We start from the raw sequence: 26,288 nt of genomic DNA, 5'->3' as shown, positions 1-26,288 counted from the left end.
TCTTCAGTTAAAGTCCAGAGCTTCCCATTAAGACTGAAGCTCAAAAACACGGAGAAAGAAAGGCGCGTACTGCACATGGGCCATTCATCGTCGTGCCTCTAAAAATAAAAGCAGACCATTAAAGCCTGCTTGCGAGATTACTATTTGGAAGAATGGCTGTTGATTGAACTGGCAATTGATACCATCTCTTCTTGAGTTAATTCTTCACTCGCCAAGTTAAATGTTGTGTCGGATTGACTCCATTGCAAACGCTGACCCGACATTGCACCGAATGTACCTCCAGTTAATTGTACTGGGTCGCCACTTACAGGCACTGCCCGTCCGGCACTGGTAGGCTCAACCTCGGCTGGCTCTTGGATGAGAGTAAAACTTTTCTCCCCTTGATAGGTCATAATCACTCGAGTACCTTCATCTGTTTTTACTTCCTGTTTATCAACCAACTCAGCTCCAAGTGTCTCTTGTGGATAGAGGATATCATTAGCTTGAGTACCTTCTTCCATATTCGAAACAGGTGCTTCAGTAGGGGCCATTGCCATGTTTTGATCTACATCGAAATCTTCCTTCTTAAGTCCATCAGCTTTAGTAAAGTCCTTAAACTGCACTTCTACTAGCGCCTGCTTGTCTTGATCAAACACTTTCACCATGACAGGTTTAAAGTTTTTCTTATCGAAATAGATCTCTTGGGAAGGAAGCGTTTGATTGTTTTGGTAGTTTGTTTTTGTTTTAAACACATAATGATTCTCTGTTGTGTTAAATTCTGCCTCAGTATCTTTCTTAATATCCTCCACTAAAGACGCATAAAGGTAAGGCTGGCTTGTGTTTTCAGGCCAATCGCTTTGAAACTTGAAACTCTTGTTTAAAGCAGGCGTTAAGACATATACTCCGTTTTTGTTCTTAAGAATGATTTGATTTCCCTTTTCATCCTCTTCATTATGAAGCTTCACTCTATAAAAATCCTCTTTTTTATGCCAGATTTGAATCTGATATTTTTGTTCTTCCTTACCTGTTCGCATGGTCATAGTTACATCCGTTTTATAACCCGCCATCTCTTCGGCTTGTTGCGATAGTTTCTTCACAACGTCTTCTTTGGACTTCTCGCCGCAAGCACTGATTACGAGCATCATTGTCACTAAGACGAACAAAAGGATCAGAAAACGTTTCTTCATGCACTCAACTCCTTTGTCTCTTCTGAAGGACAAAGGGAACGTTTATTTGTGGATCAAGAGGAAAATGTACGAAAGGTCTGGGTTAAACCTTCAACTAAATCTGTCGCAAGTAAATCAACCATGGAGTGAGCATCCTTTGTTAACATTTCAGCTGTCAGTCCGTGCAACATACATCCGTTATTTAACGCATAAGTGATAGATCCTGATTGAAGCATCATGGCAAGTAAGATACCTGATAGCACGTCACCACTCCCGCCTTTTGCTAGCCCGGCGTTGCCTGACAGGTCTACAAACTGGCTACCATCTGGAGCAGTAATGATTGTGGCAGGGCCTTTTAACACAGTGTAGACACCGTACGCTTTAGAGAATTCACGACTGTAGGAAAAAGGTGAACGTACAATTGCAGAAATCGATTGATCTACTAAATGAGCAAATTCGCCAGGATGCGGAGTGAGAATTGTCGGGTATGTCCTACTCCTTAATAAACCCACGAGATTTTTCAGTTGATAGAGGGCGTCCGCGTCGATAAGCAGTGGAGCCTTCACAGTAGAGATGAGGTGACTCACTAGGTTATTAGATTCTTGCCCCCGGCCCATCCCCATACCTATTGCTACTCCATCATAAGCAGACACATCCACACCAGCCGAATCCTTTATGACACCCCGCTCTTCAGCAAGCGGCAGAAAAGTTGCCTCCTGCACATAGGAAGCAACGGCATTCATCGCACTTTTTGGTGTAGCAATCGTTACGAGTCCAGCACCACTTCTAAGTGCAGCCTTTGCTGACATCGCAATTGATCCAGGCATATGTGCTGCCCCGCCAACAACTAACGCCTTCCCATGGCTCCCTTTATGAGAGTTGGGATCCCTTCCAGGTAACACTCGCCTGCCCCCTTCCCTTTGCCATACTTTTCTACTGGGGGAAGGGAGTTTTTTCACGGGCAAACCAATATCACAAACTTTCCATTCGCCGTAATATACTCTGGTATGCTCCACTAACGCACTCATTTTTAAGGCAGCAATGATACACGTATAATCCGCCTTAAATGCATCAAACTCAACGATCCCTTCATCAGCTGGAACGCCAGTGGGGAGATCTACAGCTACCCGGAAAGCTCGTTGCTCATTGGCAAGTTCGACCACTTGTTTGACCGGCTCGCGCAAACGCCCTTTCACACCAATCCCTAGCATTGCATCAACAATAACATCTGCACTCTTAAGAGATTCGCTTAGATCATCTGTTTTTTCTAATTTGTATAATGTATATCCTGATTTGATAAAAATCTCTTTATGATAACGTGCGTCACCTTCCACTTTAGAGTCGGATACAATTTGCCATGCTTCAACAGAATAACCACGGTTCAGAAGCGTACGCGCAATAACAAAGCCATCTCCACCGTTGTTCCCTGCACCAATCAGGATGATGACCCTTTGATGCGTCCCTAGCTTTTTCTCTAAATCGGAACTTACAGCTCGCCCTGCATTCTCCATTAATAGTCTACCGTCTAACCCAGTTGACTTTATCGCCACTCGATCCCATTCGTACATCTCTTGTGCGGTCACAACATCCATTTCGTTCCCTCCTACCCGCATTACAATGTTATGAGACAACCTATGTAATTATGTCATTTGCTCTACCTTCCAGGACAATTTGCGCAACTGCCTGCTTTTTACTATGAGAAATAGCTACCCAAATAGTAAGGGTTTCATATCCCTTTGCTTGGACGACTGGGGCTCCCGCATCATTTGATGTAACTTCGATGTCATGAAAGCTAAGTTTACCAATCCCAGTTCCAACAGCTTTAGAAAAGGCTTCCTTAGCTGCAAAACGGCCCGCTAGAAACTCAACACGTCTGCGCTCATTTAATCGCTCATACTGCTGTTGCTCCGCCTCAGTTAATATTCTTTGAACAAAGCGGTGATTTCGCTTTATACTTTGTTTAATACGATCGATTTCTATAATATCGATTCCAATTCCCTTAATCATGTCCATCTTCCTTTTTTTACGCTTCGGTGTCTAGCTGGAGCGCCTTTCTTCAGAACTAGTTGTAGTATACCCGATAATTTCTACTGTAAAAAGAATACTAGTCTGCTGATTAGCTTATATTGTGAAGTAGAACCCTTTTTAAAGGAGATAAAAAAATATGTTTGTTCGAACAGAAAGCTTTAAGGAATTCCTCAAATTTTACCCTATAGTGTCAGGGCTTGTGTTGATTAACCTGCTATTATGGCTGTTTATTTCTGTGTTTCAATTCAACTTTGCCCTGGACTTGCTGCGTGCAGGGGTAGGCAATAATTACCTTGTATCACAGGGGGAATATTGGCGGCTTGTGACCCCGATATTCTTTCACGGCGGCTTTTCACACGCTTTATTTAATTCCTTTTCACTTGTTCTCTTTGGTCCAGCCCTTGAGCAAATGTTAGGAAAAGTGAAGTTTATTACTGTTTACCTCATTGCTGGAATTGCAGGGAACATGGGAACGTACATTGTTGCACCTGACGCTTTTTACCAGCACCTTGGTGCCTCAGGTGCCATTTTTGGCATCTTTGGTGTCTATCTATTTATGGTGTTATTCCGTAAACATTTAATTGGTTCAGCAAATTCACAAATAATCACAATTATTTTTGTCTTAGGACTATTCATGACGTTTGCGCGTCCGAACATAAACGTACTCGCACATGTTTTTGGTCTTATTGGAGGGTTTGCTCTAGCACCTCCTTTATTAAAGAATGCTAGACCCTTTTCTGTTTGGCAAAACCGGGCTAAGCATGAGAACATAAGTCGAAGCAGCGCAGGGTTTGACCCTAACCGCTGGAAAAAACGTAGTAGCAAAGGAAAGGGATATGGAAAGTACATCATTTGGGGGGTCATTATCTTCCTTGTAGCGCTTGCGTTAGTTAATAATTTTTTATAATTTTGCAGCCGCGCATCTAAAGGATGGGCGGCTTTTTTCTAGTGTGTGTTCAAAAAGTTGACGAATGAGAACGTCGACAAAGAACGTCACATCCTGTGACAAAGTCGACACTAGCACGTTCCTTGTGCGTCGCAAGAAGTCGAGGCGCGACAGTTTTGGGAACCATAACGTATGCTTTTCATATGTGAGGACCGGAAAAACCGAGCAACGAAGAAATGCGCCATTTATCATTTAGTGATTTTTTGAACATCCTTTTCTATGGATTAATTGCACATTTAAGAGGATACTTGCATTATTTAACACATTTCAAATACCCCAAAATAAAAAAGCTGCCGAACTATAGAAAGTCAGACAGCTTTAAAAATGTTATTTAGCGTTAGAGTTACGCCCTTTGTTTTGGAAGCCGCGATTTCCTTTACCTTTGAAATTACGGGACTTATTGTTGTGTTTATTAAAATTTCGCTTGCCGTCTTTACGGTAAGGTTTTTTACCACCTTTACCCCCACCACTGCGCTGTGCACCTTTAACACTGATCGGCTGTACAGAAGAAAGTCGAACAGGAACCTCACTGCGTTCTTTTGTAAGCATCTTCAATGCTGCAGCAACAAGGTCAGAGGCATCATGCTGTTCAAGCAGTTCATTTGCCGATTGCTTATACTTGTTTAAATCCTCATTATTAGCGGATTCGGTCATCTTATCAACAGCCACTTGTTGTTGTCCGCGGCGCGCTTCATCAGAAGATGGCACACTCATACGTTCAACCTTTTTCTTCGTAAGCTTTTCAATTAAGTTAAGCTGTGCTTTTTCACGTGAAGTGACAAAGGAGACAGATTCGCCTTTGCGTCCAGCACGACCTGTACGTCCAATACGGTGAACATAGCTTTCAGGATCCTGTGGAATATCAAAGTTATATACGTGGGATACCTCAGAAATATCTAGTCCGCGTGCAGCCACATCTGTCGCTACAAGAATTTCAATACGTCCTTTTTTAAACTTGTTTAGCACGGACATACGTTTTCCTTGTGTCAAATCACCATGAATTCCTTCAGCACGGAAACCGCGGGCTTGCAAGCCATCTGAAACTTCGTCGACACGGCGCTTTGTCCGTCCGAATACGATCGCCAATGCAGGTGCGTGTATATCAAGAAGACGTGTTAGTGTATCGAACTTATGTTTTTCCGGAATCTCAACATAATACTGCTCGATATTTTCGACAGTCATTTCTTTCGATTTCACTTTAACCTCTTCAGGGTTTTTCATAAGTGTTGTTGCAATATTACGGATTTCCTTAGGCATAGTCGCTGAGAACAATAACGTCTGACGCTCTTCTGGAAGCGCCTTAAGAATATCACGAATATCATCGATGAAGCCCATGTTTAGCATTTCATCCGCTTCATCTAATACTGCGGTATGAACGTTCTCCAGCTTAATCGTTTTACGACGGATATGATCAAGTAAACGTCCAGGGGTTGCTACAACGATATGGTTATCTTTTAGTGCACGAATTTGACGTTCCATATTCGATCCACCATAAATCGGCAGCGTGCGTATCCCTTTATTTTTACCGAGACGGTGCACTTCTTCAGCTACTTGGATAGCCAATTCACGCGTTGGTGCAATGACCAATCCTTGAACAGACTTGACATCTTTATTAATTTTTTCGATCATCGGAATTCCAAATGCTGCTGTCTTACCTGTTCCCGTTTGCGCTTGGCCGATGACGTCTTTCCCTTGTAAACCGAGAGGGATTGTTTGCTCTTGAATCGGTGTTGTTTCTTCAAAACCCATATGGTTTAAAGCTTTTAACACCGGATTAGATAATCCTAATGAATTGAATGTTGTCACTATACTTTCATACTCCTTTTTATAAAAAATCTTCTACCTTAATTATGATTAAGACATGTAAAAAAAGCCTCCTGCCAATGCTATACGGGAGAGGCTTTGAAGCACCTGCCTGATAGATTCATCCATCATAACACACATAACAGTATCAATTCTACACAATTTTATTATGCTTTTCAAACGTATCAATGATAAAATAATGTAAAACTGTTAAGAAAAGCGTGTGGTCCTCGAGCACGAAACGCGATTACCGGGCGCTGTTGCTTGATCTCATTTAAAAGGAGGGTTACTTTTTGGATAAACCTCCATTTCATCCATATATCATGTTAGCTATAGGTGTACTATCCATATCAACTGCAGCGATCTTTGTAAAACTGGCTGGTGGAGTGCCAGCTTCTATGATCGCCTTCTACCGGTTGTTATTCGCTGTGCTAATCATGGCTCCTTATGTCATGTGGAAACACGCCCATGAATTTAAAAGCGTCACTTCAAAGGATTGGCTGTTAGCCGTATTTGCAGGAATGTTCTTGGCCTTTCACTTTATTTTATGGTTTGAATCGCTTAATTATACGTCAGTTGCCAGTTCGGTTATCCTTGTGTCCATGCAGCCTTTATTCGCTTTTCTTGGGACATTTTTATTCTTCAAGGAGCGTTTTACTGCAGGTGCCTTGCTAAGCATGGTGATCGCCATTACGGGAAGTATCATCATTAGCTCAGGTGACTTTCAAATAGGCGGACTGGCTTTACTTGGCGATATTCTAGCATTGCTTGGAGCAATAATGGTAACTGCCTATTTTCTCTTAGGACAAAACTTGCGTAAGCGTCTCTCTCTTCTATTTTACACATTTATCGTTTACGGCATTGCCATGATCAGTTTATTCGTTTATAACCTTGCTATGAGTTACCCGTTTACTGGATATTCACCTAGTCAATGGCTGATTTTTTTAGCACTTGCCATTATTCCCACGTTCTTCGGTCACACGTTATTTAATTGGTCATTAAGATGGATCAGCACCTCTACGATATCAATGAGCATTCTTCTAGAGCCAATCGGTGCTTCCATCCTAGCCTACATTGTTCTTGGCGAGCAAATCACATCATACCAGTGGCTTGGAGGTTCAATCGTTTTATTCGGACTTGTGCTTTTCATTATTAGTACTAAGAAATTGAGACAGCCTAAAATAACTCATGCATCTAAAAGGTTTTGACGTTGTTATTGTGTGCTAAAAGTGTGTGTTCAAAAAGTTAACGAATGAGTAACAAGAAGTTCGAGGCGCGCGAACGTTTTGAGGACCACAGCGTATGCCTTTCATACGTGAGGGCCGGAAAAACCGAGCAACGTGACTTTTTGAACATCCTCTAAAAGGGAGCCAAGTTACACCATTACTTGAGAGCAGGTGAAATGATGACAATTCAACTTATAATTGATGGCGGGGCAGATCTACCGCAAGTAATGGTCAAGCGCCATAACTTGAAAGTCGTGCCACTGAACATCCACTTTGGTCAGGACCAATATAAATCTGGATTGACCATTGATTTACCAACCTTTTACAGAAGGCTAAAAGAGGAAAGCGACCTCCCTTCCTCCTCTTCCCCTAGCCCTAACGATTTTTACGAAAAATATAAAGAAGTAGATGCTGAAACACCCATAATCACCTTAGCTCTCACCCAAGGTTTGAGCAGTACGTATGAAAGTGCCGTTATGGGAAAGAACATGTTACTTGAAGAGGAACCTCACCGTTCGATTGCTGTTCTGAATACAAAAACAGCCTCCTGCGGGATCGCGTTACTTGTTGACGAGGCTGGCAAAAGAATAGAAGAAGGACTTAGCTTTGATTCTCTCGTCAGGCATATGGAAGAAAAAATCGAACAGACCACAACACTTTTTATATTAAAGACACTTGAAAATGTCATCAAAAGCGGGCGTCTAGACAAAGTAAAGGGTGCTATTGCTAAAACGTTAAACATTAAACTTCTAATGAAGGCCACAGAAGAAGGCAAGATTGATGTCTCGGAAAAAGTCCGCGGGGATAAAAAATCACTTCGCCGCTTCGTCGATAAGATTGGGGAGTACTCCCATCATAATGAGAATAAAGTCATAGCCTTGTCTCACAGCAATGATGAAAAGCGCGGAAGGTCTGTACTTCAAACAATCAAAGATCGCTACAATTTCAACGATTCAATTTTCACCGAAATGGGACCGTTAATTTCGACCCATGCCGGAGAAGGTGGACTCGTTATTGCCTTTTTTAAAGACTAAGTCAGAGAAGATATCTTCTCTGACTTTACCCTTTCGTATAGTCCCCATATCGAGGTTGAGGAGATTTTAATGCCAAATTCCAGCAGTTAACGGGAATACAATGGTCAGTACGATCACCTCATAATAGCCACCTAACCAATCCTTCCTCCCTCTTTCATTCACTATGGTTTAAAAACCCTTAGCAAAGGTAAGTACATGCTTAAAAAGTTCGTCTTTGTCATCACCATGACAAATCAAATGTTTTGATTTTGCGAGAAAAATGACTTCCTTGTCTGCCACTGGAATTTCTTTTTCCAAAAAGTTCGCCGCCTTGCTTGGAACCATTCCATCTAGTTTCCCTTGCATGATTAACACAGGACACTTGACCTTCTTAAGAAAAGGTTTCGTAAACTGAACACATCTCATAAACTCTAATGTGGAGAAAACGTACGTTTGCTTCAGCTTCTTCTGATAGCGCAAAAATAATTCATTCGAATCTAGTGTGCCTTGAGTTGCACCTAAGACCATTGCAGCAATATCTTTATACATTTGCGGCAGACTTATATATTTTAATGCTGCTGACAGCAAAACCAGTCGGTCGACATTATATTTTGCCGTTAAGTATGCAGCAATCATGCCCCCCATAGAAAACCCGATGATCATAATGCGATCATGTCTTTTCAGTAGTTCCAAAAGCGCTAATTCAGCTGTTGCAATCCATTCTTGATAATAATGGCCCCTTAAATCGAGATCGTCTCCGTGACCAGGTAACGTGGGTACAGAAATTTCCCATGCTGTACGGTTGTCAAGAAATTCGACTAAGGGCTGTACTTCGCTCGGGCTGCCCGTATAACCATGTATGCATAAACAACCAACACTCATCTTCTTTCACCGCCATCAATAGTATGTAGAAAAAACGCGCATGATAGAAATAGCGCGTTTTATCGCATTCCTTTTACGAAAGATCCGATTCCTTTTACAATCGGAGATACTTGCTGTATGGTTTGCACAACTTGCCCCGTTGTTGACATCATTTTATCAAAGTCTAGCTGCCCCTGCTCATCTTGGAAATAGGAGACCACACTACTCTTTTGTCCCGCTGCTGGTTCAGCATCATTATATCCTGTATTTCCATAACCATACGTGTACGGATACTGGTGCGTATAGAACCCTTGATTCCATGTGGTCCCAGGTGCTGCATTATAGTTTGTATAGGGGTGGTAGTAATTATAATAGGAAGGTGACGGTGACGGATTTGTCCTCTGGCTGGCTTGCCGATAAGGGTAATAAGGGTAATAAGGGTAATAAGGATAATAGTACACAGATTGTTCCACCTTTTTCATTCATTTTACTAATAGCCTATGTTATGAGAAGAAAAGAGTGTAAAAAAACAAGTGATACTAAACATCGCTTAAGACTCTTAAGAGAAATGTATCGTTTTGTAGATTGAAAGCGTGTACCCTAATGAACACCTAAAGTTCGCTTCAATTGACGTTCCTGATAACCGAGGATTTTCTCATTGTCAATCATTGTAGCTGGTGTAGCATATATCCCCTGTGCTTGTAAGTCTTTAAAGTTTCGCTTGTTACCAGTAATGTTTCTCTCTTCAAAGGCTACATTCCATTCACTCAGCATGGATAGGACTCTTTCACACTGGGAACAACCGTTACTGGTGTAAACAACAACCTTTTGTTTATTCATTGATGTCCCTCCCCTCTTTCTTTGTCTGGTCGTTAGTATGGTTTAACTACGGTTAAAGATAAATTCTTCATCAAAAGGGCATACAAGAGGTGAAACCCTTGTAGCCGGAATCAATTCGCTAAGGCTTCCTGAATACGCTGATCTCCACTTAACAGATCAAAATTCTTATTCTCAGCTTTCGACTCTGAAATTAAAAAGGATAGCGTTTCGGCGACATCTTCACGAGGGATCTCCCCATGACCATTTATATGCTCTTGAATATCGACCTTACCGCTTCCAGGTTCATTCGTTAATCTACCTGGTCGAACGATTGTATAATCAAGTCCTGACTGTTTTAAATACTCATCCGCGCGATGCTTCGCGTACAAGTAATGCTTCATTGCATCTGCACCGGATTCCGGTCGGTCGGCAGCCATCGAGCTTAGCATCACGAAGCGTTTTATCCCAAAATGCTTTGCACGTTCAATTGCTTTAATAGCACCTTCCTGATCAATTAGAATCGTCTTATCTGCACCGGTATGAGGTCCTGATCCAGCCGCAAAAATTACAGCTTCTATATTGTGAAAGGCAGATTCAAAATCTTTTTCTAAATCACCGATAACTGACTTAACACCTTTGTCTTCAAACTGCGGAACTTGGTCCGTGTCCCGAACCATAGCCACTGGTTCATGTCCTGCATCGTTCAACTTGTCAATAACATATTTCCCAACTTGACCATTAGCACCTATTACTAAAACACGCACAATTTATCCTCCTTATATTTACTACTCCTAGTAAACTTCCCCAGTATTAAAAAGAATAAACGAGCATTTAACTGTAATCCAGTACAAATGAACTTCTTCTTAAGCAGAAAAGCGACCACAGAAGCTTATCTGTGGTCGCCTTTTTATGAGTTGATCCATGATTCATATAGATGCTCAATTCTCTCTGTCAGCCGTTCTTTTTTTTCATGCAGAGCCATTAATTCATCAGCATTCGGTTCCTTTCCGATCTTCCCTTCAACTATACTCAGCTTATCCTCAAGCTCCATTATCCTATCTTCTATAGACACTTCAATTTCAATCGATTTACCTTGTTGTTTCTTGGGTATAGTTGTTTGGTATTGTTGGCATGATTGATCTAACAAGACAGCCCATTTTTCTTTCGTTTCCTTATAAGATCCGAAATAACGATAGAGCCTGCCATTCACAAGATAAGCTGTTTCACTGAAGCATTGATTTAGAAAGTGACGATCGTGTGATACTCCAATTACAGTTCCTTCAAAATGCTGCAGTGCTTCTTCTAGAACTTCCTGTGATTCAACATCCAGGTGATTGGTTGGCTCGTCAAGAACTAATAAATTTACCCCTTCATGCATAAAGATAGCTAACTTGAGCCGCATGCGCTCCCCACCGCTTAAATGGGCAATTTTTTGGAACACATCATATCCATAAAACATAAAGGCGGCCAGCAGGTGCCTGGCTTGCCCTTCCGTCACTCTAATATATTGTCTGAAATAATCAATCATCCGCTGTTGATCATCCACACCTTGCAAAGGGTTTTGTGGTAAATAACCGATTTGAATAGAACTGCCTTGTTTAATTACACCTGAATCCGGCATTTCCTGCCCCAACAGCAGCCTAAGAAGTGTCGATTTGCCGCTGCCATTTGCTCCAACTATGGCCAGCCTCTCTTTGTAACGAAGTTGGAGATCGACCCCTGTTAGAATTCGTCTGCTTTCATAGTGTTTACTGGCATGGTCTGCGATTAGTACATCATTTCCGCTTCGATCTTCAGCCTGTAGTGACAGCCCCATTTTCTTAGGATCAAGAACAGGGCGGTTAAGTTTCTCCATTTTTTCTAAAGCTCGTTCCATACTCTTGGCCTTTTTAAACAGCTTCGGGTTCGGTGGGTTTGCCTCATTAGCCCACTGCCTCAGCCTCCGTATTGCTTCCTTCATTTTCTTTATCTTCTTTTGCTGTTCCTGATACTGATGAAACTCTGCCAATAGCTTTTCCTCTTTCTGTTGCTCAAAGGAAGAATAGTTTCCTTTATAGCTTCGCGCTTCGCCAGATTCAAGATCAACAATTCCTGAAACCACGCGATCCAGGAATGATCGGTCATGGGAGATCATGCATACCGTACCTTTATAATGCTGCAAGTGTTGCTCAAGCCACTCAATGGCGACTAAATCCAAATGGTTTGTCGGTTCGTCAAGTAGAAGCACATCAGGTTTTTCTAACAAAATTCTCGCAAGCGAAAGTTTTGTTTTCTCTCCACCGCTTAAGTAAGTAAATGGTTGATGCAGCAAGCCTTCCACCTTAATCCCATTGGCTACCTGACTGATTAATGACTCTATTTCATAGCCGCCTAGTTCAGTAAATTGATCCTGTAACTCTCCGTAAGCTGCAAGCGCCTTTTCCATTCTAGCTGGATCCTTCATTTTATTCTCAAGTTGCTTCATTTCCTCAGCCAAATGCTTGAGTTCATTAAATGCTTCCTCTAAATACTCTTTCGCTGTACCAGTGAATTCGTCAGGAATCTGTTTTAAGTAACCAATGGATAGTCCCTTTTTAATAAACAGATCCCCGTCATCAAGTGATTCTTCCTTTGTAATCAAACGAAATAGCGTTGACTTTCCACTGCCATTCCTGCCTACCAAGCCGAGCTTTTGTCCTTCATTTATTTCAAAAGTGAGCGATTCAAATAATACTTTGCCCCCAATAATTTTATAAACATCTTTTAATGTAATCATTTCAAATTCCTCCTAAAGACAAAAAAAGCCAGAGGTCCCGTCGCCTCTGACTCTTCATTAACTATATGATCAGGTATGAGACGTTATCTTTTTCCATTATTTAACTATAAAATTGGACATACCAGTCCCCTATACAGTTAAACCATGAAAAAGCGCACGATTGATATACAATAATTCGCGATCAATCACGTGCATTGATAACATCTTCATCCTTCCTTTGTCTTTAGTCATACATCTATTGTACATGATTAATTTAAATTTTTCTACTTCTTTTGCTGCTCTGCATGCATGCCCAGTTGTTTCAATAGGTCAATAGCTTGCAGCTTTTCTTCATCAGACAGGCCACCTGTAATCGATTCAATTTGTTTCCAATGCTCTGGGAAAATCCCGTGCAAAAGATTTTCCCCTTTATTTGTAATAGCAGCAAAGGTAATCCTTCGGTCATTAGGGGATGGAACCCGTCTAAGGTATTCTTTCTTCTCAAGTTTATCTACTACATAAGTAATACTACCGCTAGCTAACAAAATCTTTTCCCCGATTTTCTGTAATGGCTGATCACCTTCGTGGTATAAAAGTTCAAGCACTCCAAATTCCGTCGTGTTCAAACCATGACTTTGAATATCGTCCTTCACTAAATCAGCTATCGCGCGCTGAGCCTTCGACAAAACGACAAATAACTTTAAAGAAGGGTCTTGTTTCTTTTTACGATACTGTTCTTGTTCATCCATAAATCCTCGCCCTCCCATCATCCTCTAGATAAAGACAGTATATAGATAAAAAAAATAGACTGTCAAACAAGAAAAGCGGAGAAGAGCGTTTAGCCCTGAACGCATAAGCAAAACCATGACGTGGCGATCTTTGCCACAGAATGGATTGCTTATGTCGCGAAGGGCTGCGTCGAAAAGGGCTGCGACTCGAAGCTAGACAATAGAAAAGCGGAGGCGCCTTGGTCAGACTCGTGTAGTACCCGATTGAATCGACGCAGCTGGTCATAATTCGGGAGTTTTTTACGAAATGTGCAAAAAAGTCACTAAACGTGCAATTATTCTGATTTATGTGCAATTAATGAGATTTTTGTGCAATTATTCAAAATTTCGTGCAATTAACCACGGTTTTCGCGCAATTCTTTCCTCAAGGGAGGATCACTTACCCTTCAATTTGCTCGTACTAAACATCGGAGATCAGGTACTTGTTTCCACGTCGAACCAACCGCTCATTTCCCCCTTTTTCTGGGAAAACAAACTTCACCCTAACAAATCAACTTTAACCACTTTTATGAACGATCGACAATTGTTCCACAAACCATCACCACATGCTCATCAGGATCCTGGATATGGAACCAGCCAAAATCTCCATGACTCTCTATTTCCTTTGTTATTATCACTCCTTTGCCCACGAGTTCTTGATAACTCTCCACTAAATTTTTAGAGCAGAAATTGAACACAGGTGTTCTCACACGCTCAAAACTGTAATTCGAGTCGTATTTATGGTCATCAATCGTCAAGTGAACACCGCCCTTTACAGGAAGGTTATACACAGGTGAGTGAACCTTTTCTTCTTCAAAAGGGAGATCTAGTAAATCGCTGTACCATCTGGCAGACCGTTTCAAATCTTTCGTATGTACAAAGACAGCATGAACTTCAGGGAGTAAGCATCTTGTCATCATTTTTCTCTCCTTAGATTAGTTATCTCTAGTTATAATAATTCGATTTTTATTTGACTAATCCTTGTTTTTGAGTAAAAGAAGCCCGCCCAACCTGCTTTGAGCGGACTCTTTTGTATTTACTGCATATTTCCCCTCTTATTCCGTTGTACATTATTAAAAACGTTCGTATCAGCGCACAGAAATGTAAAATGATTCGGGAGCCCTTTAATAATGGTTGGTGTTTTCCCTACTATCTCACCATCCATATCCACTTCTTTATTTTCTTCCACGTCGATACGAATTTTTTCTCCTTGCATATGTGATAGTTCTTGAAATTTACTTGGATCAGATCCAGGCTTGTTCATAGTGATTAATTCTTTGAATGTAGTCAAGTTAGAATTCTTCACAATTAATACGTCAAGTTTTCCATCCTGCAACCGGGAGGAAGGCAATGGCACTTCTCTTGTCCCGATAAATCGTCCATTCATAACGAGAACCATGACTGCTTCTTCACTAACCTTCTCCCCATCAACTTCAATTATAAAAGAAAAAGGATCTATTTGACTCATTGTCTTGAAGGCGCTTATAAAATAACTCAGCACACCGATACGATTCTTTTGCTCTTTATCTATATTCGAGGATGTCTCTGTCACAAGCCCGATACCCCAGAAATTTATAAAGTAGCGATTATCAGCCTTACCTATGTCTACTTTCACTTCCTCTCCATGAAGGAGTTGTTTAGCAGCCAATTGCAGGTTTTGCGGTGTACCTAACACTCGGCTAAAATCATTGGACGTTCCTGAGGGTAGAACAGCAATAACAGGCCGTTTTTCCTGATCTGCTAGACAATTTACACACTCATGTAATGTTCCGTCTCCACCTAAAATAATCAGAATATCCACTTCAGGTCCGTATTCACAGCAAGTTTGTTTGAAATCTTCAAGTGAATCGGTTTGGATAATCGTTAATTCTTTGATCGCCTGCGAAACACTCGGTAAAGTCACGGCTAGATTTTGTTCTAAATTTTCACTGTCCGTATCGCCGTTATATATAAATAAACCACTTTTATAACGAGGCATGTCACGTCCCCCTATCCATTGTCCTATATTAATGATTACCTATTATTGAAAGTTTGAAACGCCTATTGAGGCAGAGAGTTCTTTCAAAAAGATTTCAGGTTCATCAACTGTTAGGTAGATAGTGGACACCTTTTTCTTAAACCCGAAAACCATATAGGCATCCAAAGTGGTTCTGAGCATCAATTCAAACTGTGGAGCCTTTGTTTCTAACCCGCCCAGTGTCAAGTTCACTCCTTGTTTAATTTTGGAGTATTCAGCTGTTGTTTTTTCAAAAGGGGCAATAGCGGCAATTTCCTCAAAAGGGACCGTTATGTGAAAACGAAGGCCTTTTTGAATATGAAGGACCTGCTTTTTAATGACAACAGGAGATTTTCGTACGGCTTGGTAATCGCCAATAAGAAATAATAAGGCATACACATCTAAGAAGGTGGCGAGCCAGGCGGCCGTGTGACTAAATTGAGCGATCATAGCATGAACAGCTATAATTTCAATTGCCATAGCGTGGATAAGCATGAGGAACACACTGAAATACTCACTGTTTCGATGGTAGGAAAATGATTGCTGATGTGATGGATAGGAGTCAAGCCAGGGAAATAAACTGAAACGGATGGCAGCAGCATCTGTAGCAAGAAAACCGCCCAGCCTTTCAAAATAGGCAAGCTTCCCTTTAAAGGCAAATGTTTTTTCATTGGCGTAGAATAAGCGGGGCATAAGCAGAACATGGGTTGTTTTTGCATCTTTAAAGTGTTCTCTCCACTCAGGCAACTTCCGTATGAACATAACAGCTAGTATTAATTCAACACATAGGAAGCTGACTTCAAGCATGATCACAGTGTAATTTAAGTACAGTAAGTTATCCTTGGCATAGCTAGGAACAATCCAGTGCAAAAACAGCAATCCTGAGACCATTAACGGTGCAAAAACGGTAAGAGTCGGCTTCCTGCGCAGCACAATGAGAAATAAAACAGCAGGAACAACTATCATCACATCAATAATCGTAACGTATACGAGCCAGGGCTGAACGAGACCAGTCAATCCAAGTTTTTGCACAGAAAAGTGACTTAGCAAAATAAGCAGGATTAAACTTAACCCAATGTAAAATGATCTCCGTTGCAAGTAAAGGGTACCCCATAGGTCCATCCTCCTTTAAGTGATCGTTATACATTACATTTTACTTTATTTGGCAAGAAACCACCATCCCCTATGAGGTATTTTTCCTTACTCCAAGGCAGACATTCACAAATTTTACACGTACACAAAACAATTCAGGCAACTGCCGTACCTTAACCCACAAACAAAATCATTTACCTTTAATACCCGTTGATTTATAATTATTTTGTTTAGGAGGCTAACTAATTATGGAACGAGAAATACAACCACTGCTAGGATACAACATCAATGTGATTTCACATTTTATTCAAAATATATACAATGAAAAACTTAGTGAATATGGAGTTACCCATTCCCAAGCTAAAGTCATCTATTTTTTAGCAAAATACGGGGAGCAAAGCCAATCTGAATTACAGAAAAGATTATACATTAAAGCATCTTCTATGAACGGTGTTGTTGAATCACTACAAAAAAATGAGTGCATTACCAAACAAGCCTGCACCGAAGATAAACGCGCGAAAGTGATTAAACTCACGAGTAAAGGAGTTCAGCTGGATAAAACTGTTTGGAACCTAGTTCAAGAGATGGAAGCCGAAATTGGTAAAGGTTTTACTTCAGAAGAGCGGCAAGTCATTGTTTCCTGGTTACAAAAAATACAAGAGAATTTAAAAATCTCAACTGGGAGGACATAAACTATGAAGGAACAGAGTCAACGGTTAGGTACACAACCGATCCCGAAGCTGCTATTCAATTTATCCGTTCCAGCCATGATCGGTATGTTTGTCATGGCGTTTTACAATGTTGTTGACACATTATTTATTGCGAGAGGGGTCGGAATTCTTGGAGTCGCCGGTGTAAGCATCGCCTTTCCTGTCATGATGATTATAATGGCGATTTCAGCAGCGGTTGGAATTGGAGGTGCCTCGGTTATTTCAAGACGACTCGGTGAGGATAAGCCAGAAGAGGCCAATAAAGTGTTCGGTAATATTATCTTTATGGTTCTACTCGTAAGCGTCGTTGGACTTGTTGGGGCCTTCACCTTTATGGAACCGCTCTTAATCTTGTTCGGGGCTACACCTGACATCTTACCACACGCTGTCGACTACCTTTTTCCAATTATGCTCGGGTCAATCTTTTTCTCATTCGCTTTTACGACAAACAGCATTATTCGTTCGGAGGGGAATTCACGTTTTGCCATGATAACGATGATTATCCCTGCTGTTCTCAATATTATTTTAGATCCAATTTTCATCTTTGGGTTAGACATGGGCGTCCAGGGTGCATCGATCGCTACAGTTATTTCACAAGCTTCGGTTAGTATTGTTATCCTACGTTATTTTCTTACAGGGAAATCAACTTTAGAAATGAAGCTGCCTGATTTAAGGCCTCAACTTTTAGTCATAAAAGAAACACTAACCATTGGCATGCCAGCATTCGTCCGTCAAGTAGCAGGAAGTGCCATGATTATTTCCATTAACTTTATGTTAATCAAATACGGCGGTGACTTTGAAGTAGGTGTGTTTGGTATTGTGCATAAATTAACCATGTTTACAATCATGCCTATGATTGGCGTCCTCCAAGGCATGCAGCCCATTATTGGTTATAACTACGGCGCTAAACAATTCACCCGATTAAGGGAAACCGTTGTGCTCGGCATGAAAGTCGTCACAATCATATCCGCCCTTATCTTCATCATCATGATGACTTTACCTGAAGTTCTCATGCATATCTTTACAGGGGATCAAGCTGTCATTGAATCAGGCTCACAGGCGATGCGGATCATGTTTGCAATGTCTATACTCATTGGTGTTCAAGTCGTTAGCGGAGGTCTGTATCAAGCATTAGGAATGGCTAAACCCGCCCTTATTCTTTCTATGGCGCGTCAAGTTCTATTCCTTATTCCGCTCGTATTGATCCTCCCTAATTTCTTTGGTGTGACAGGAGTTTGGCTGGCTTTCCCATTGGCTGATATTCTTGCTTTTTCGCTGTCGATCTTCTTTTTATATGGAGACCGGACTCTCTTTTTCAAGAAATCGAAAGATACCTCCGATTATATTCCAGCTCATTCAAACTAGGAAATTCCATGAAAAGCGCCGCTCCATTTTGGAGCGGCGCTTTTCCAATAATTGATAGAATCATATAGCACGCTTTGACAAATTAAGTTAAACTTAGAAGAGAATAGACAGATCTTAAAGGATGAAGCAGATGATTTATTCGACCCATGTATTTAAACTCTTCACACGACTTCATGACCAGTTATTTAAACTAAGAGAGGCCGAGCGAATACGAAATCTATGGAAAGCTTTCTTCTCTTTAATGCTATTAACTATTCTTACATACATATGGATGGCATGGCTTGGACTAGGAACCGACCCTATATCGATGAACATGACTGAATTTAATCGCACAGAGTATGAGTTTTATAAGGCATGGTTCATTATCGGGAGGATTGGCTACAGCCTTCTCTTGTTCTTCGGGGTAATTTTTATCGCTTCTCTAGTATTTTGGATCATGTTTGAGTTGCCCTACAAAAAAACAATGATTATTCAAATGAACGTTTTACTTATAATGCTGATCGAGCGGATCGCTTGGATTCCACTTATAATTTATGCCGGTCTAGACTGGTATGTATCGCCTTTCTCGTTTGGCGTTGTTGCTTCCTACATAACAAACATAGAATGGCTGATTTATTTCTTTGGTGCAATCTCTCTTTTTCAAATTCTTATCATCTGGTTTCAAATCAAATGTATATCTTTCCTTTCCACATCAAAAAGAGGCTGGATTATTACAGGTGTCATTCTGTGGCACATAATCACATGGGCGGGAGCAGCTTCCTTGGCCCATTACGGTACGTATCTCGTACATCTACTTACATCTTAACGTGAGGAGGAAGACGATGAAAACACGCTATAAAGTTAGAATCATAGGACTATGCACCATTGCTTTTCTACTACTTAATGCCTGTTTAATATCCTTTGATCGTGACAGTGAAGTGGAACGGAAATCTTACATTAATGAATGGTCCGAATCCTTTACATACGACCTCTATGAAACAATCAATACTAAAGGTGTTTTTACTGCAAGCGATACAAATGCTATTTACTTTGATCAACAAACCGGTGCGTTTCAAGAGTTCTTAGTTGAAGAAAGCGATGAAATTTCAGAAGGTGATGAGCTTTATACATATGAAGTCGTCGATTATAACACACAAGTAAATAAGCTTGAGTCAGAAGCATCCCGTTTAGAAGAGGAGATCACCTCGATCGAGACATACATCAATGAATTGGAAGGCTTCACAATACCTGAATCAGAAGCGGCTAGCCTTCCTTCTTTTCCGCAAGGGTCTGAAATGGAGGGGGATAATAACCCTTTCCTTTCACCAGCACCTTCAACAGAGGATCGCTCTTCACAAGATAGAGAGTCTCAACCACAGGAGAGGAGGAATACGGATTCAACGGTCGAAATGGAATTTATGAAAGAGCAAGCACTCGCTGAAAAAGAACTAAAACTTTCGCAAAAGCAGGCCCAGCTTACTATGATTGAAGACCAACTTGGCCAGCTTGAGGAAACAGGACAAACGATCACGGTAACGAGCGAATTTTCTGGTGTTGTAACCGATCTATCCGAAAACCTTAAATCTCCTTTGCTTACCCTTTCATCAAGCAATTTAATGGTGAGCGGGGAGTTATCTGAGAATCACAGAAAACTTGTAGAGCAGGGGATGAACTCACTTGTCCGCATCCCTGACTTAAATATTGAGTTACCTGGTACAATTGAGACCATTCACCCTTTTCCTGAAAAAATAGATGTCAATCGTACTAGTGACTATCCGTATGAAGTGATTGTTGATGGTGAAAGTGAAGAAATTAAACCTGGCTATCACGCCGATGTTGAAATCATTACAGATAAAGCGATTGATACTGTCGCTGCTTTTGATGACCTGTTAATGACGAATGAGAATACGGCCGCCTGGATCATGAATGAGCGAGGGCGCCTGGAAGAAAGACAGCTTAAAACAGGCATCACTGAAGATGGAATTGTCCAGGTGATCGAGGGATTAGAAAACAACGAACACCTCGCTGACCAGCCTGTGGATGAATTCCGTAAAGGGGCTGTCTTTTTCACCCCACTTAAGTTAAGTGACTTACAGATGCGAGATCTTTTTCATATAGACCCCTCCCTGATGTTAGATTATGGATTATTAGGGCTGATGAATAGGTGAAAATAAGTTGAAAACGCAAAATGTGAATCGCAGAATACAATATTCACAGAAACGCAGGGACCTAATACAACGGACACTCCCCTTTTGGTAGATTTTACAATTTCAAATTATTAATTTTTGCCTTCTACCTTTTCACATGGGATAATAATACTACTATTCTAAAAGGGGTAAGGGAACATGAAATTAAGTGTATTGGACCAATCCCCTGTATTAACAGGAATGAGTCCTCATGATGCATTACAACAAACGACGGCGCTCGCCAAATGGGCTGACCAGCTCGGCTTTCATAGATTTTGGGTAGCAGAACATCATAGTACAAATAGCTTGGCAGGGTCTTCACCTGAAATATTGACAACCCATTTAGCCGCACATACAGAGCGAATACGCATTGGCACAGGTGGTGTTCTTCTGCCACATTACAGCTCTTATAAAGTAGCTGAATCCTTTCGAGTACTTGAAACACTGTACCCTAATCGGATTGACTTAGGTGTTGGACGTGCACCCGGCGGCATGCCAAACGTCAACTTGGCATTAAACCGAGGGGAGATCCCGAGTATAGAGGGATACCCTGCTCAGGTCGAGGAATTAATCGCCTATCTGCATGGCAAAGACCCTCAAGATATGGGTATCTTCGCCTCCCCACAAGGTGATACCGCGCCACCCGTCTGGATGCTTGGTTCAAGCGGAACAAGTGCAAGAGTTGCAGCGGATATTGGGGTTTCCTACTCCTTTGCACATTTTATTAATGGGTATGGCGGCGCTCGCGCAATGGATCGCTATACGAATAATTTTCAACCATCCCTTCAGCAGCAGACGCCTCAGGGGAACGTCTCCATATTCGTCGTTTGTGCAGAGTCCGATGAACAAGCTGAATACTTGGCAGCCAGTTTGGATCTTGCCCTTTTAAAAATTGAGCAAGGCGGAATCCGTCATCACTTCCCAACGCCTGAAGAAGCGTTTAGCTATCCATATACCATGTTTGAAGAACAACGGATTCGTGAAAATCGCAGCCGTATGGTCGTCGGCTCGATTGAAAAGGTCAAAAGTGAAGTAGAGAGTCTGGCAAATTACTATCAGGTAGATGAAGTCATTATTAACACGATTGTTTCTCCTTTTGAGGAACGGATGAAATCTTATGAACTGATAGCAGATGCCTTCCAGCTTCGTGAATCTGTGGCTAGTGAGAGTTTCCATTTTTAAAAAGAAGAGGACAGGATCTCGTTGATCAAAAAGGCCAATTCCCTTTATCTATAAAGGGAATTGGCCTTTAGTTATTCAAAAGCTTCTCCAGCTGATTGAATATTGATAATCATTTCAATTATAAGTTGACAGTGACGTCCGCATCTTTACGAAGTTTCTCAACGAGAGTTTGAGCCGCTTTTGCTTCTTTTTGGCTCTTCACCTGTGTTTCAAGTTTTGGTTTCATTTCATCAAAGGATGGGATCTCTGCTCCTCCACCCATTTGCTCTTGCTGTTTTTTGATCTGATCATAAGCAGCTTTTAGCTCTTTGTCCGTTGGCTCAACGTCACCAGCCTCAGCAGCAATTAGCTGATCTACTTTTACCTGAGTTTTAAGTTGGCTCATTACTTCTTCTTCATTCATGCCTTGTTTCTTCAAAGCAGACATAAACTCCTCTTTCGATTTAAGGCCATTTTGTTTTACTAATCCATTCAGTGTTTCATCGATGGCCTTTTGTGAAGCTTTAAGGCCACGGTTGTCTGCCTCCTGTATGAGGAGTTCTTGACTAACTAGACCCTCTGCAACCTGCTTTTTTAATTTATCCTGGTCAACCTTTTGCCCTGACATCTGTGATTGCATAGCCATTCGCTGAAATTGTCCTTCATAGCTAGTTTTAAATTTTTCCTTTGGAATTTCTTCTCCATTTACTTTTGCAACAACTTCAGGAACACCTTCTAAGTCAGGCTCAGGCATTTTTGTCTGCCCGGCACCCTCCTCGCCTTTTTTATCTTTAGCAGACTCTTCCTTCTGCGCTTCTTGCTTTTCATTATTGCCTTCAGCTGACTCATCCGCATTACCACATGCAGCTATTAGAGATGCAGTTACGACAAGGGATAAAAGTAATAACCATTTTTTAATCAATGTCATTCCCCTTTCTTAATGATAGTATTAGTTATTTTAACATATAATCACGTTCTATATACACACCACTTATATAGAACAAGACATTATGATAACCTTAATCATATAACTATACACTGTCATAAAGGCTTCCTATACAAAGCCGGTTTGAAAAATTCAATAAATGTGTAAAATTTGTGTAAAAATCAATAACTCTCTTTCGTAGAACTGAACACATTCTCATCAACTCTTCTTGCTATATGGTGAATGGCTCACGTTGAAACAGGTTCTGAAAACATGCAAAACCCTAACGTCTTCGTGATTTCATTTGAACAAGCTTCTTTAGTTACAAAAAAATCACTCCCCCTTGAAAGTATTATCTCCTAAAGTTCCCTACTACTTCAACAGTTTCACTGATGCTGACAAACGCTTTTGGGTCAACACTTGTAATAAGCGACTTGACTATAGCTAGTTCATAACGGGAGATAACGGTGTAGAGTACCTTACGTTCAGTATTAGAATAGGCACCTTGCCCATCCATTACAGTAATACCGCGTATTAAATTTTTAATAAGCTCACCTTTAATCTCATCTCCACGATCTGATACCACCATAAGACTTAATTTTATATGACGGGTATGAACACGGTCGATAATAATTCCGGTAATGTAGATCGAGGCCATTGTGTATAGTGCTAGATCCCAAGAAAAGATAAATCCTGATATAAACACAACGACACTATTTAAACCGAAAATTAATCCACCCAGAGGGATATCACGTTTTTGAGTAAGGACAAGTCCAATGACATCAAACCCTCCAGTTGACCCATAAAATCGTATAATAAAGCCAATAGATATACCCGCAATGACCCCTCCAAATACCGCTGATAGCAACACGTCATCGGTTACCTTAAGTACTGGAATATACTGCATCGAAATAGAGGTGATGACTACGGAAAATATACTGTTCCCTATAAATTCCTTCCCTAGTTTCATCCAGCCGATAATCAAAATAGGAATATTTAAAATGACAAGCCAAATACCAGAGTTTATTGGAGAGAGCAGCCCAAAAACCATAGCAAGACCTGTTATCCCACCCGTTAATACTTCATGAGGGAGCAGGAACATATTAAAGGCAAATCCTAAGACAATGGAAAATACAAACAGTACAGCAAGTCTATATAATTGATTCATTGGTATCACACCTCGATCAGGACATAGTAGAAATACCTAATGAATTCTAGTGGTCACGAAAATAAAAGTCAATACTTTTATCACCTGAAGTAAAGACCTCTTTCGCAACCAATCGATCTTTCCTTTTGGGAGGATTACACTTCTTAAACTTACGGACAAAAGGTCACTTTGGTGGAGTGGAGTCATTAAAAAACCATTGATTCGGTCTATTACTATGAGGTCGGCTTCTCATTAGCTGCAAGTACCCTAAGAGGAAGGTAAGGGAATCAGTGCCGGCCTTCTTTGACCGAAAGTGGGCTTGTCGGCGATTCGTTTGGGACTCGGTCTTCCAAGGATTAACAAGCTAATACGCATTATGAAAAATACGCTTATATGTCATTAAATCGTGCATAAAACGAGTTAGATACGCAAATACCTCATTAAATCCATAGAACTTCCCCACCCTGTCAATCTTTCTTAGCTATACAGACGAGCTCGGAAAAATCGTTAACTATAGCTTTGTCTGGATCCATTTCTACATCATATTTCATTTTAGTTAAGCCATCATAATAATCCTCATCACTTATAAGAGTAAGTACAGAAATGTCTCGGTTTTCTGCATGATCCAAGTAATCAGCTACTTTAATGTTCTCCATCTGGAAGCTACTCTCAATACGCACGGTAAATCCTCGGCTAGTAAGTTCATTAAAGATAACTTCCTTTTGCCAAAACCTGTCTAAATCCTCTTCAAAAGCTGCAGGAAAATAATGATAAACCCACCAGTTTTCCATGTCGTGAATGTTTATGTTATGTAGTTTGTAGATTCCATTTTTCTTTAATACTCGATAGAGTTCATCTATCACTTGTCCTTTCTTGGTAAAATGGTGAAATGCATAGTTATTTGAGATGAAATCAAATGCTTCCGATCCATAAGGAAGATCTTCTGCTAAACCTCGAACCAGGGTGACCCCTTCTAGTTTTTCTTCAGCTTTGCTAAGCATTTCTTTCGAAGCATCGAGTCCATGCCAATGGATAGGATGCGACTCAAAGTATAACGTTTGATCATTGAGATATATGCCTGTACCACAAGCTAAATCCATGACACTGTAAGATTGTCTCTGGTAATTTTGGAGAAAATCTGCTAGGTATGTGTCCATTTGAACCTCATCAAATCTAAACGAATTGTTGTCATAGACATCAGCTACTTTCGAGTAATCTGTCGTTTTCATCATAACCCTCTTTCTGATTTTAATGTTTTGTGAAAATGACTACATGCACCATCATTATTGTAGATTTGGTAACCATTTGTAGTATATAACTTTATTGCGCTTATCCAGTCATTATTTGTTTCTAATATTAGTCCAACGTAACCCATTTCTTTAGCAAAAGACTCAAGTTCTTTTAGCATCCTCTTCCCTAACCCTTTTCTTCTGCATTCTCTTTTAACGGACATTCGTTGAACCCGGCCAATTTTGCTGTTTTTTCTGGTCAAAGCACCAGTACAAACTAACTCGTTATTTATAAAACCTGCCAAAAACACATTTCCATTTTGACAATAAAGTCTTTCTATATGATCTAAGTCAGGGTTAAGAGACGGGTCGATCCAACCAAAACGTTCTAATAACCCATCCAATATGAGATTTTTAGCTTCTTCCTTAAATGGTTTAGTTACTTTTGTGATGACTAATGGATACTCTTTGTTCTTTATGTAACTCCACCTCCTTCACTTTTCGGCTTTAAGAACTGCCCTTTGTAAACGATAGTTTTTTCCTGTATCCCAATAACCAATTCAGGGCCAAATTATACCGCACAAAACATAACTAAAAACACGGTTACATTCAAACAGCTCATTTCCTCTTCACTACTTTATCTCCATTCACGTCATCACAGTATATACTTCAACAAAGCACTATTTATCCCTTTGAGATATTCATATTTCATGATCCATCCACCAATTATTTTTTAAAAAACTAGAGCCAAAGACTTAATAACCCCCGGCTCTCTTTTCATCAACTCGTAAATTTAAAATTCTGCGGTAGGGGAACGTAGTAAATCTATTTAAGTACATAAGAATCTGCATCGTTTGCAGGTCTCTCCTCACAAACCACCATACACTTCTCTATTTATTCTTACTCCTGCAGCAAGACCTAGCAAATAGATCGCCAATCCCGTTAGGCTTCCAAACATTCCCCACGTTTATAGATCCCCAGTTCGGAAGCAGATAACATGGCTTCGGTCAGCTGTAATTCAGCTGCGTCTATCTTTTCATAATCCTCTTCTATCGAGGTTGTTTCAATATAGTCGATAATTTTAGGATCCCTCCTCAGGTTTAAGCAATACGGGCGAACGCCGGATTGAAAAACTCTATAAAAATGGTTCTATTAT

At 40.7% G+C, this 26,288-nt stretch carries 25 protein-coding genes; 8 read left to right on the top strand and 17 right to left on the bottom strand.

Annotated elements, in window-relative coordinates; genetic code table 11:
• Positions 1-140: 140 nt before the first annotated feature.
• Genes MUO14_RS14770 through acpS form a run of 3 tightly spaced genes read right to left on the bottom strand, consistent with a single transcriptional unit; the run spans position 141 to position 3,152 of the window.
• On the bottom strand, positions 141-1,166 hold the full coding sequence (locus MUO14_RS14770; protein WP_244751409.1) for a LolA family protein: 1,026 nt from the start codon (positions 1,164-1,166) through the stop codon (positions 141-143).
• Between the two features lie 53 nt (positions 1,167-1,219).
• A complete protein-coding gene (locus MUO14_RS14765) occupies positions 1,220-2,737 on the bottom strand; it encodes an NAD(P)H-hydrate dehydratase (RefSeq protein ID WP_244751408.1) in 1,518 nt (505 codons plus the stop codon).
• 40 nt (positions 2,738-2,777) lie between these two features.
• Positions 2,778-3,152, bottom strand: coding sequence for a holo-ACP synthase (gene acpS, locus MUO14_RS14760; protein WP_244751407.1), 375 nt, complete (start codon positions 3,150-3,152; stop codon positions 2,778-2,780).
• 157 nt (positions 3,153-3,309) lie between these two features.
• Between acpS and MUO14_RS14755 the strand changes: the two genes are divergently transcribed.
• A complete protein-coding gene (locus tag MUO14_RS14755; protein ID WP_244751406.1) occupies positions 3,310-4,080 on the top strand; it encodes a rhomboid family intramembrane serine protease in 771 nt (256 codons plus the stop codon).
• Positions 4,081-4,446: 366 nt separating this feature from the next.
• On the opposite strand, the gene MUO14_RS14750 is transcribed toward MUO14_RS14755, so the two are convergent.
• On the bottom strand, positions 4,447-5,925 hold the full coding sequence (locus tag MUO14_RS14750) for a degradosome RNA helicase CshA (RefSeq protein WP_244751405.1): 1,479 nt from the start codon (positions 5,923-5,925) through the stop codon (positions 4,447-4,449).
• Between the two features lie 290 nt (positions 5,926-6,215).
• On the opposite strand from MUO14_RS14750, the gene MUO14_RS14745 reads away from it, so the two are divergent.
• Positions 6,216-7,130 carry a DMT family transporter gene (locus MUO14_RS14745; RefSeq protein ID WP_244751404.1) on the top strand — a complete coding sequence of 305 codons (915 nt, stop codon included), beginning with the start codon at positions 6,216-6,218 and terminating at the stop codon, positions 7,128-7,130.
• A 197-nt stretch (positions 7,131-7,327) separates the two neighbouring features.
• Positions 7,328-8,182 carry a DegV family protein gene (locus MUO14_RS14740; protein WP_244751403.1) on the top strand — a complete coding sequence of 285 codons (855 nt, stop codon included), beginning with the start codon at positions 7,328-7,330 and terminating at the stop codon, positions 8,180-8,182.
• Between the two features lie 168 nt (positions 8,183-8,350).
• On the opposite strand, the gene MUO14_RS14735 is transcribed toward MUO14_RS14740, so the two are convergent.
• The 9 genes from MUO14_RS14735 to MUO14_RS14695 form a co-directional block, all read right to left on the bottom strand.
• Positions 8,351-9,043, bottom strand: a complete 693-nt coding sequence (locus MUO14_RS14735) for an alpha/beta hydrolase (RefSeq protein WP_244751402.1) — start codon at positions 9,041-9,043, stop codon at positions 8,351-8,353.
• 59 nt (positions 9,044-9,102) lie between these two features.
• The gene (locus MUO14_RS14730; protein WP_244751401.1) at positions 9,103-9,483 is read right to left on the bottom strand and encodes a YppG family protein; all 381 of its coding nucleotides are present in this window, start codon (positions 9,481-9,483) and stop codon (positions 9,103-9,105) included.
• A gap of 139 nt (positions 9,484-9,622) precedes the next feature.
• On the bottom strand, positions 9,623-9,862 hold the full coding sequence (locus tag MUO14_RS14725; RefSeq protein WP_244751400.1) for a glutaredoxin family protein: 240 nt from the start codon (positions 9,860-9,862) through the stop codon (positions 9,623-9,625).
• 110 nt (positions 9,863-9,972) lie between these two features.
• A complete protein-coding gene (locus tag MUO14_RS14720; RefSeq protein WP_244751399.1) occupies positions 9,973-10,605 on the bottom strand; it encodes an SDR family oxidoreductase in 633 nt (210 codons plus the stop codon).
• Positions 10,606-10,748: 143 nt separating this feature from the next.
• A complete protein-coding gene (gene abc-f / locus MUO14_RS14715; protein WP_244751398.1) occupies positions 10,749-12,596 on the bottom strand; it encodes a ribosomal protection-like ABC-F family protein in 1,848 nt (615 codons plus the stop codon).
• Positions 12,597-12,859: 263 nt separating this feature from the next.
• Positions 12,860-13,324, bottom strand: a complete 465-nt coding sequence (locus tag MUO14_RS14710; protein WP_244751397.1) for a MarR family winged helix-turn-helix transcriptional regulator — start codon at positions 13,322-13,324, stop codon at positions 12,860-12,862.
• Positions 13,325-13,869: 545 nt separating this feature from the next.
• Positions 13,870-14,259: a VOC family protein gene (locus MUO14_RS14705; protein ID WP_244751396.1), complete on the bottom strand. Its 390-nt coding sequence runs from the start codon at positions 14,257-14,259 to the stop codon at positions 13,870-13,872.
• 119 nt (positions 14,260-14,378) lie between these two features.
• Positions 14,379-15,320, bottom strand: a complete 942-nt coding sequence (locus MUO14_RS14700) for a YegS/Rv2252/BmrU family lipid kinase (RefSeq protein WP_244751395.1) — start codon at positions 15,318-15,320, stop codon at positions 14,379-14,381.
• A 42-nt stretch (positions 15,321-15,362) separates the two neighbouring features.
• Complete coding sequence (locus tag MUO14_RS14695) at positions 15,363-16,460, bottom strand: hypothetical protein (protein ID WP_244751394.1); 1,098 nt, start codon at positions 16,458-16,460, stop codon at positions 15,363-15,365.
• Between the two features lie 218 nt (positions 16,461-16,678).
• On the opposite strand from MUO14_RS14695, the gene MUO14_RS14690 reads away from it, so the two are divergent.
• From MUO14_RS14690 to MUO14_RS14670, 5 genes are all read left to right on the top strand, one after another.
• Positions 16,679-17,122 (top strand): MarR family winged helix-turn-helix transcriptional regulator, encoded by a 444-nt coding sequence (locus tag MUO14_RS14690; RefSeq protein ID WP_244751393.1) that lies wholly within the window; start codon positions 16,679-16,681, stop codon positions 17,120-17,122.
• A gap of 3 nt (positions 17,123-17,125) precedes the next feature.
• Positions 17,126-18,505, top strand: a complete 1,380-nt coding sequence (locus MUO14_RS14685) for an MATE family efflux transporter (protein ID WP_244751392.1) — start codon at positions 17,126-17,128, stop codon at positions 18,503-18,505.
• 130 nt (positions 18,506-18,635) lie between these two features.
• Complete coding sequence (locus MUO14_RS14680; protein ID WP_244751391.1) at positions 18,636-19,310, top strand: hypothetical protein; 675 nt, start codon at positions 18,636-18,638, stop codon at positions 19,308-19,310.
• Positions 19,311-19,326: 16 nt separating this feature from the next.
• On the top strand, positions 19,327-20,652 hold the full coding sequence (locus MUO14_RS14675) for an efflux RND transporter periplasmic adaptor subunit (RefSeq protein WP_244751390.1): 1,326 nt from the start codon (positions 19,327-19,329) through the stop codon (positions 20,650-20,652).
• Positions 20,653-20,829: 177 nt separating this feature from the next.
• Positions 20,830-21,852, top strand: coding sequence for an LLM class flavin-dependent oxidoreductase (locus MUO14_RS14670; RefSeq protein ID WP_244751389.1), 1,023 nt, complete (start codon positions 20,830-20,832; stop codon positions 21,850-21,852).
• 118 nt (positions 21,853-21,970) lie between these two features.
• Here the strand turns inward: MUO14_RS14670 and MUO14_RS14665 are convergent, their stop codons facing one another.
• From MUO14_RS14665 to MUO14_RS14650, 4 genes are all read right to left on the bottom strand, one after another.
• Positions 21,971-22,759 (bottom strand): SurA N-terminal domain-containing protein, encoded by a 789-nt coding sequence (locus tag MUO14_RS14665; protein WP_244751388.1) that lies wholly within the window; start codon positions 22,757-22,759, stop codon positions 21,971-21,973.
• 349 nt (positions 22,760-23,108) lie between these two features.
• Positions 23,109-23,924: a YitT family protein gene (locus MUO14_RS14660; protein ID WP_244751387.1), complete on the bottom strand. Its 816-nt coding sequence runs from the start codon at positions 23,922-23,924 to the stop codon at positions 23,109-23,111.
• 446 nt (positions 23,925-24,370) lie between these two features.
• A complete protein-coding gene (locus MUO14_RS14655) occupies positions 24,371-25,132 on the bottom strand; it encodes a class I SAM-dependent methyltransferase (RefSeq protein ID WP_244751386.1) in 762 nt (253 codons plus the stop codon).
• Complete coding sequence (locus MUO14_RS14650; RefSeq protein WP_244751385.1) at positions 25,132-25,536, bottom strand: GNAT family N-acetyltransferase; 405 nt, start codon at positions 25,534-25,536, stop codon at positions 25,132-25,134. Before MUO14_RS14650 ends, MUO14_RS14655 begins: the two co-directional genes overlap by 1 nt.
• Between the last annotated feature and the right edge of the window lie 752 nt (positions 25,537-26,288).

Source organism: Halobacillus shinanisalinarum (assembly GCF_022919835.1).
Taxonomy (GTDB): domain Bacteria; phylum Bacillota; class Bacilli; order Bacillales; family Halobacillaceae; genus Halobacillus_A; species Halobacillus_A shinanisalinarum.
Note: the sequence above shows the minus strand (reverse complement) of the source record. Positions and strands in the feature narration are given on the sequence as shown.

Bases quoted from the DNA above. Each gene is read 5' to 3' on its own strand.
- MUO14_RS14770 (WP_244751409.1), bottom strand. From the start codon at position 1,166: ATGAAGAAACGTTTTCTGATCCTTTTGTTCGTCTTAGTGACAATGATG.
- MUO14_RS14765 (WP_244751408.1), bottom strand. From the start codon at position 2,737: ATGGATGTTGTGACCGCACAAGAGATGTACGAATGGGATCGAGTGGCG.
- acpS (WP_244751407.1), bottom strand. From the start codon at position 3,152: ATGATTAAGGGAATTGGAATCGATATTATAGAAATCGATCGTATTAAA.
- MUO14_RS14755 (WP_244751406.1), top strand. From the start codon at position 3,310: ATGTTTGTTCGAACAGAAAGCTTTAAGGAATTCCTCAAATTTTACCCT.
- MUO14_RS14740 (WP_244751403.1), top strand. From the start codon at position 7,328: ATGACAATTCAACTTATAATTGATGGCGGGGCAGATCTACCGCAAGTA.
- MUO14_RS14735 (WP_244751402.1), bottom strand. From the start codon at position 9,043: ATGAGTGTTGGTTGTTTATGCATACATGGTTATACGGGCAGCCCGAGC.
- MUO14_RS14725 (WP_244751400.1), bottom strand. From the start codon at position 9,862: ATGAATAAACAAAAGGTTGTTGTTTACACCAGTAACGGTTGTTCCCAG.
- abc-f (WP_244751398.1), bottom strand. From the start codon at position 12,596: ATGATTACATTAAAAGATGTTTATAAAATTATTGGGGGCAAAGTATTA.
- MUO14_RS14710 (WP_244751397.1), bottom strand. From the start codon at position 13,324: ATGGATGAACAAGAACAGTATCGTAAAAAGAAACAAGACCCTTCTTTA.
- MUO14_RS14705 (WP_244751396.1), bottom strand. From the start codon at position 14,259: ATGACAAGATGCTTACTCCCTGAAGTTCATGCTGTCTTTGTACATACG.
- MUO14_RS14700 (WP_244751395.1), bottom strand. From the start codon at position 15,320: ATGCCTCGTTATAAAAGTGGTTTATTTATATATAACGGCGATACGGAC.
- MUO14_RS14695 (WP_244751394.1), bottom strand. From the start codon at position 16,460: ATGGACCTATGGGGTACCCTTTACTTGCAACGGAGATCATTTTACATT.
- MUO14_RS14690 (WP_244751393.1), top strand. From the start codon at position 16,679: ATGGAACGAGAAATACAACCACTGCTAGGATACAACATCAATGTGATT.
- MUO14_RS14685 (WP_244751392.1), top strand. From the start codon at position 17,126: ATGAAGGAACAGAGTCAACGGTTAGGTACACAACCGATCCCGAAGCTG.
- MUO14_RS14680 (WP_244751391.1), top strand. From the start codon at position 18,636: ATGATTTATTCGACCCATGTATTTAAACTCTTCACACGACTTCATGAC.
- MUO14_RS14675 (WP_244751390.1), top strand. From the start codon at position 19,327: ATGAAAACACGCTATAAAGTTAGAATCATAGGACTATGCACCATTGCT.
- MUO14_RS14670 (WP_244751389.1), top strand. From the start codon at position 20,830: ATGAAATTAAGTGTATTGGACCAATCCCCTGTATTAACAGGAATGAGT.
- MUO14_RS14665 (WP_244751388.1), bottom strand. From the start codon at position 22,759: ATGACATTGATTAAAAAATGGTTATTACTTTTATCCCTTGTCGTAACT.
- MUO14_RS14660 (WP_244751387.1), bottom strand. From the start codon at position 23,924: ATGAATCAATTATATAGACTTGCTGTACTGTTTGTATTTTCCATTGTC.
- MUO14_RS14655 (WP_244751386.1), bottom strand. From the start codon at position 25,132: ATGAAAACGACAGATTACTCGAAAGTAGCTGATGTCTATGACAACAAT.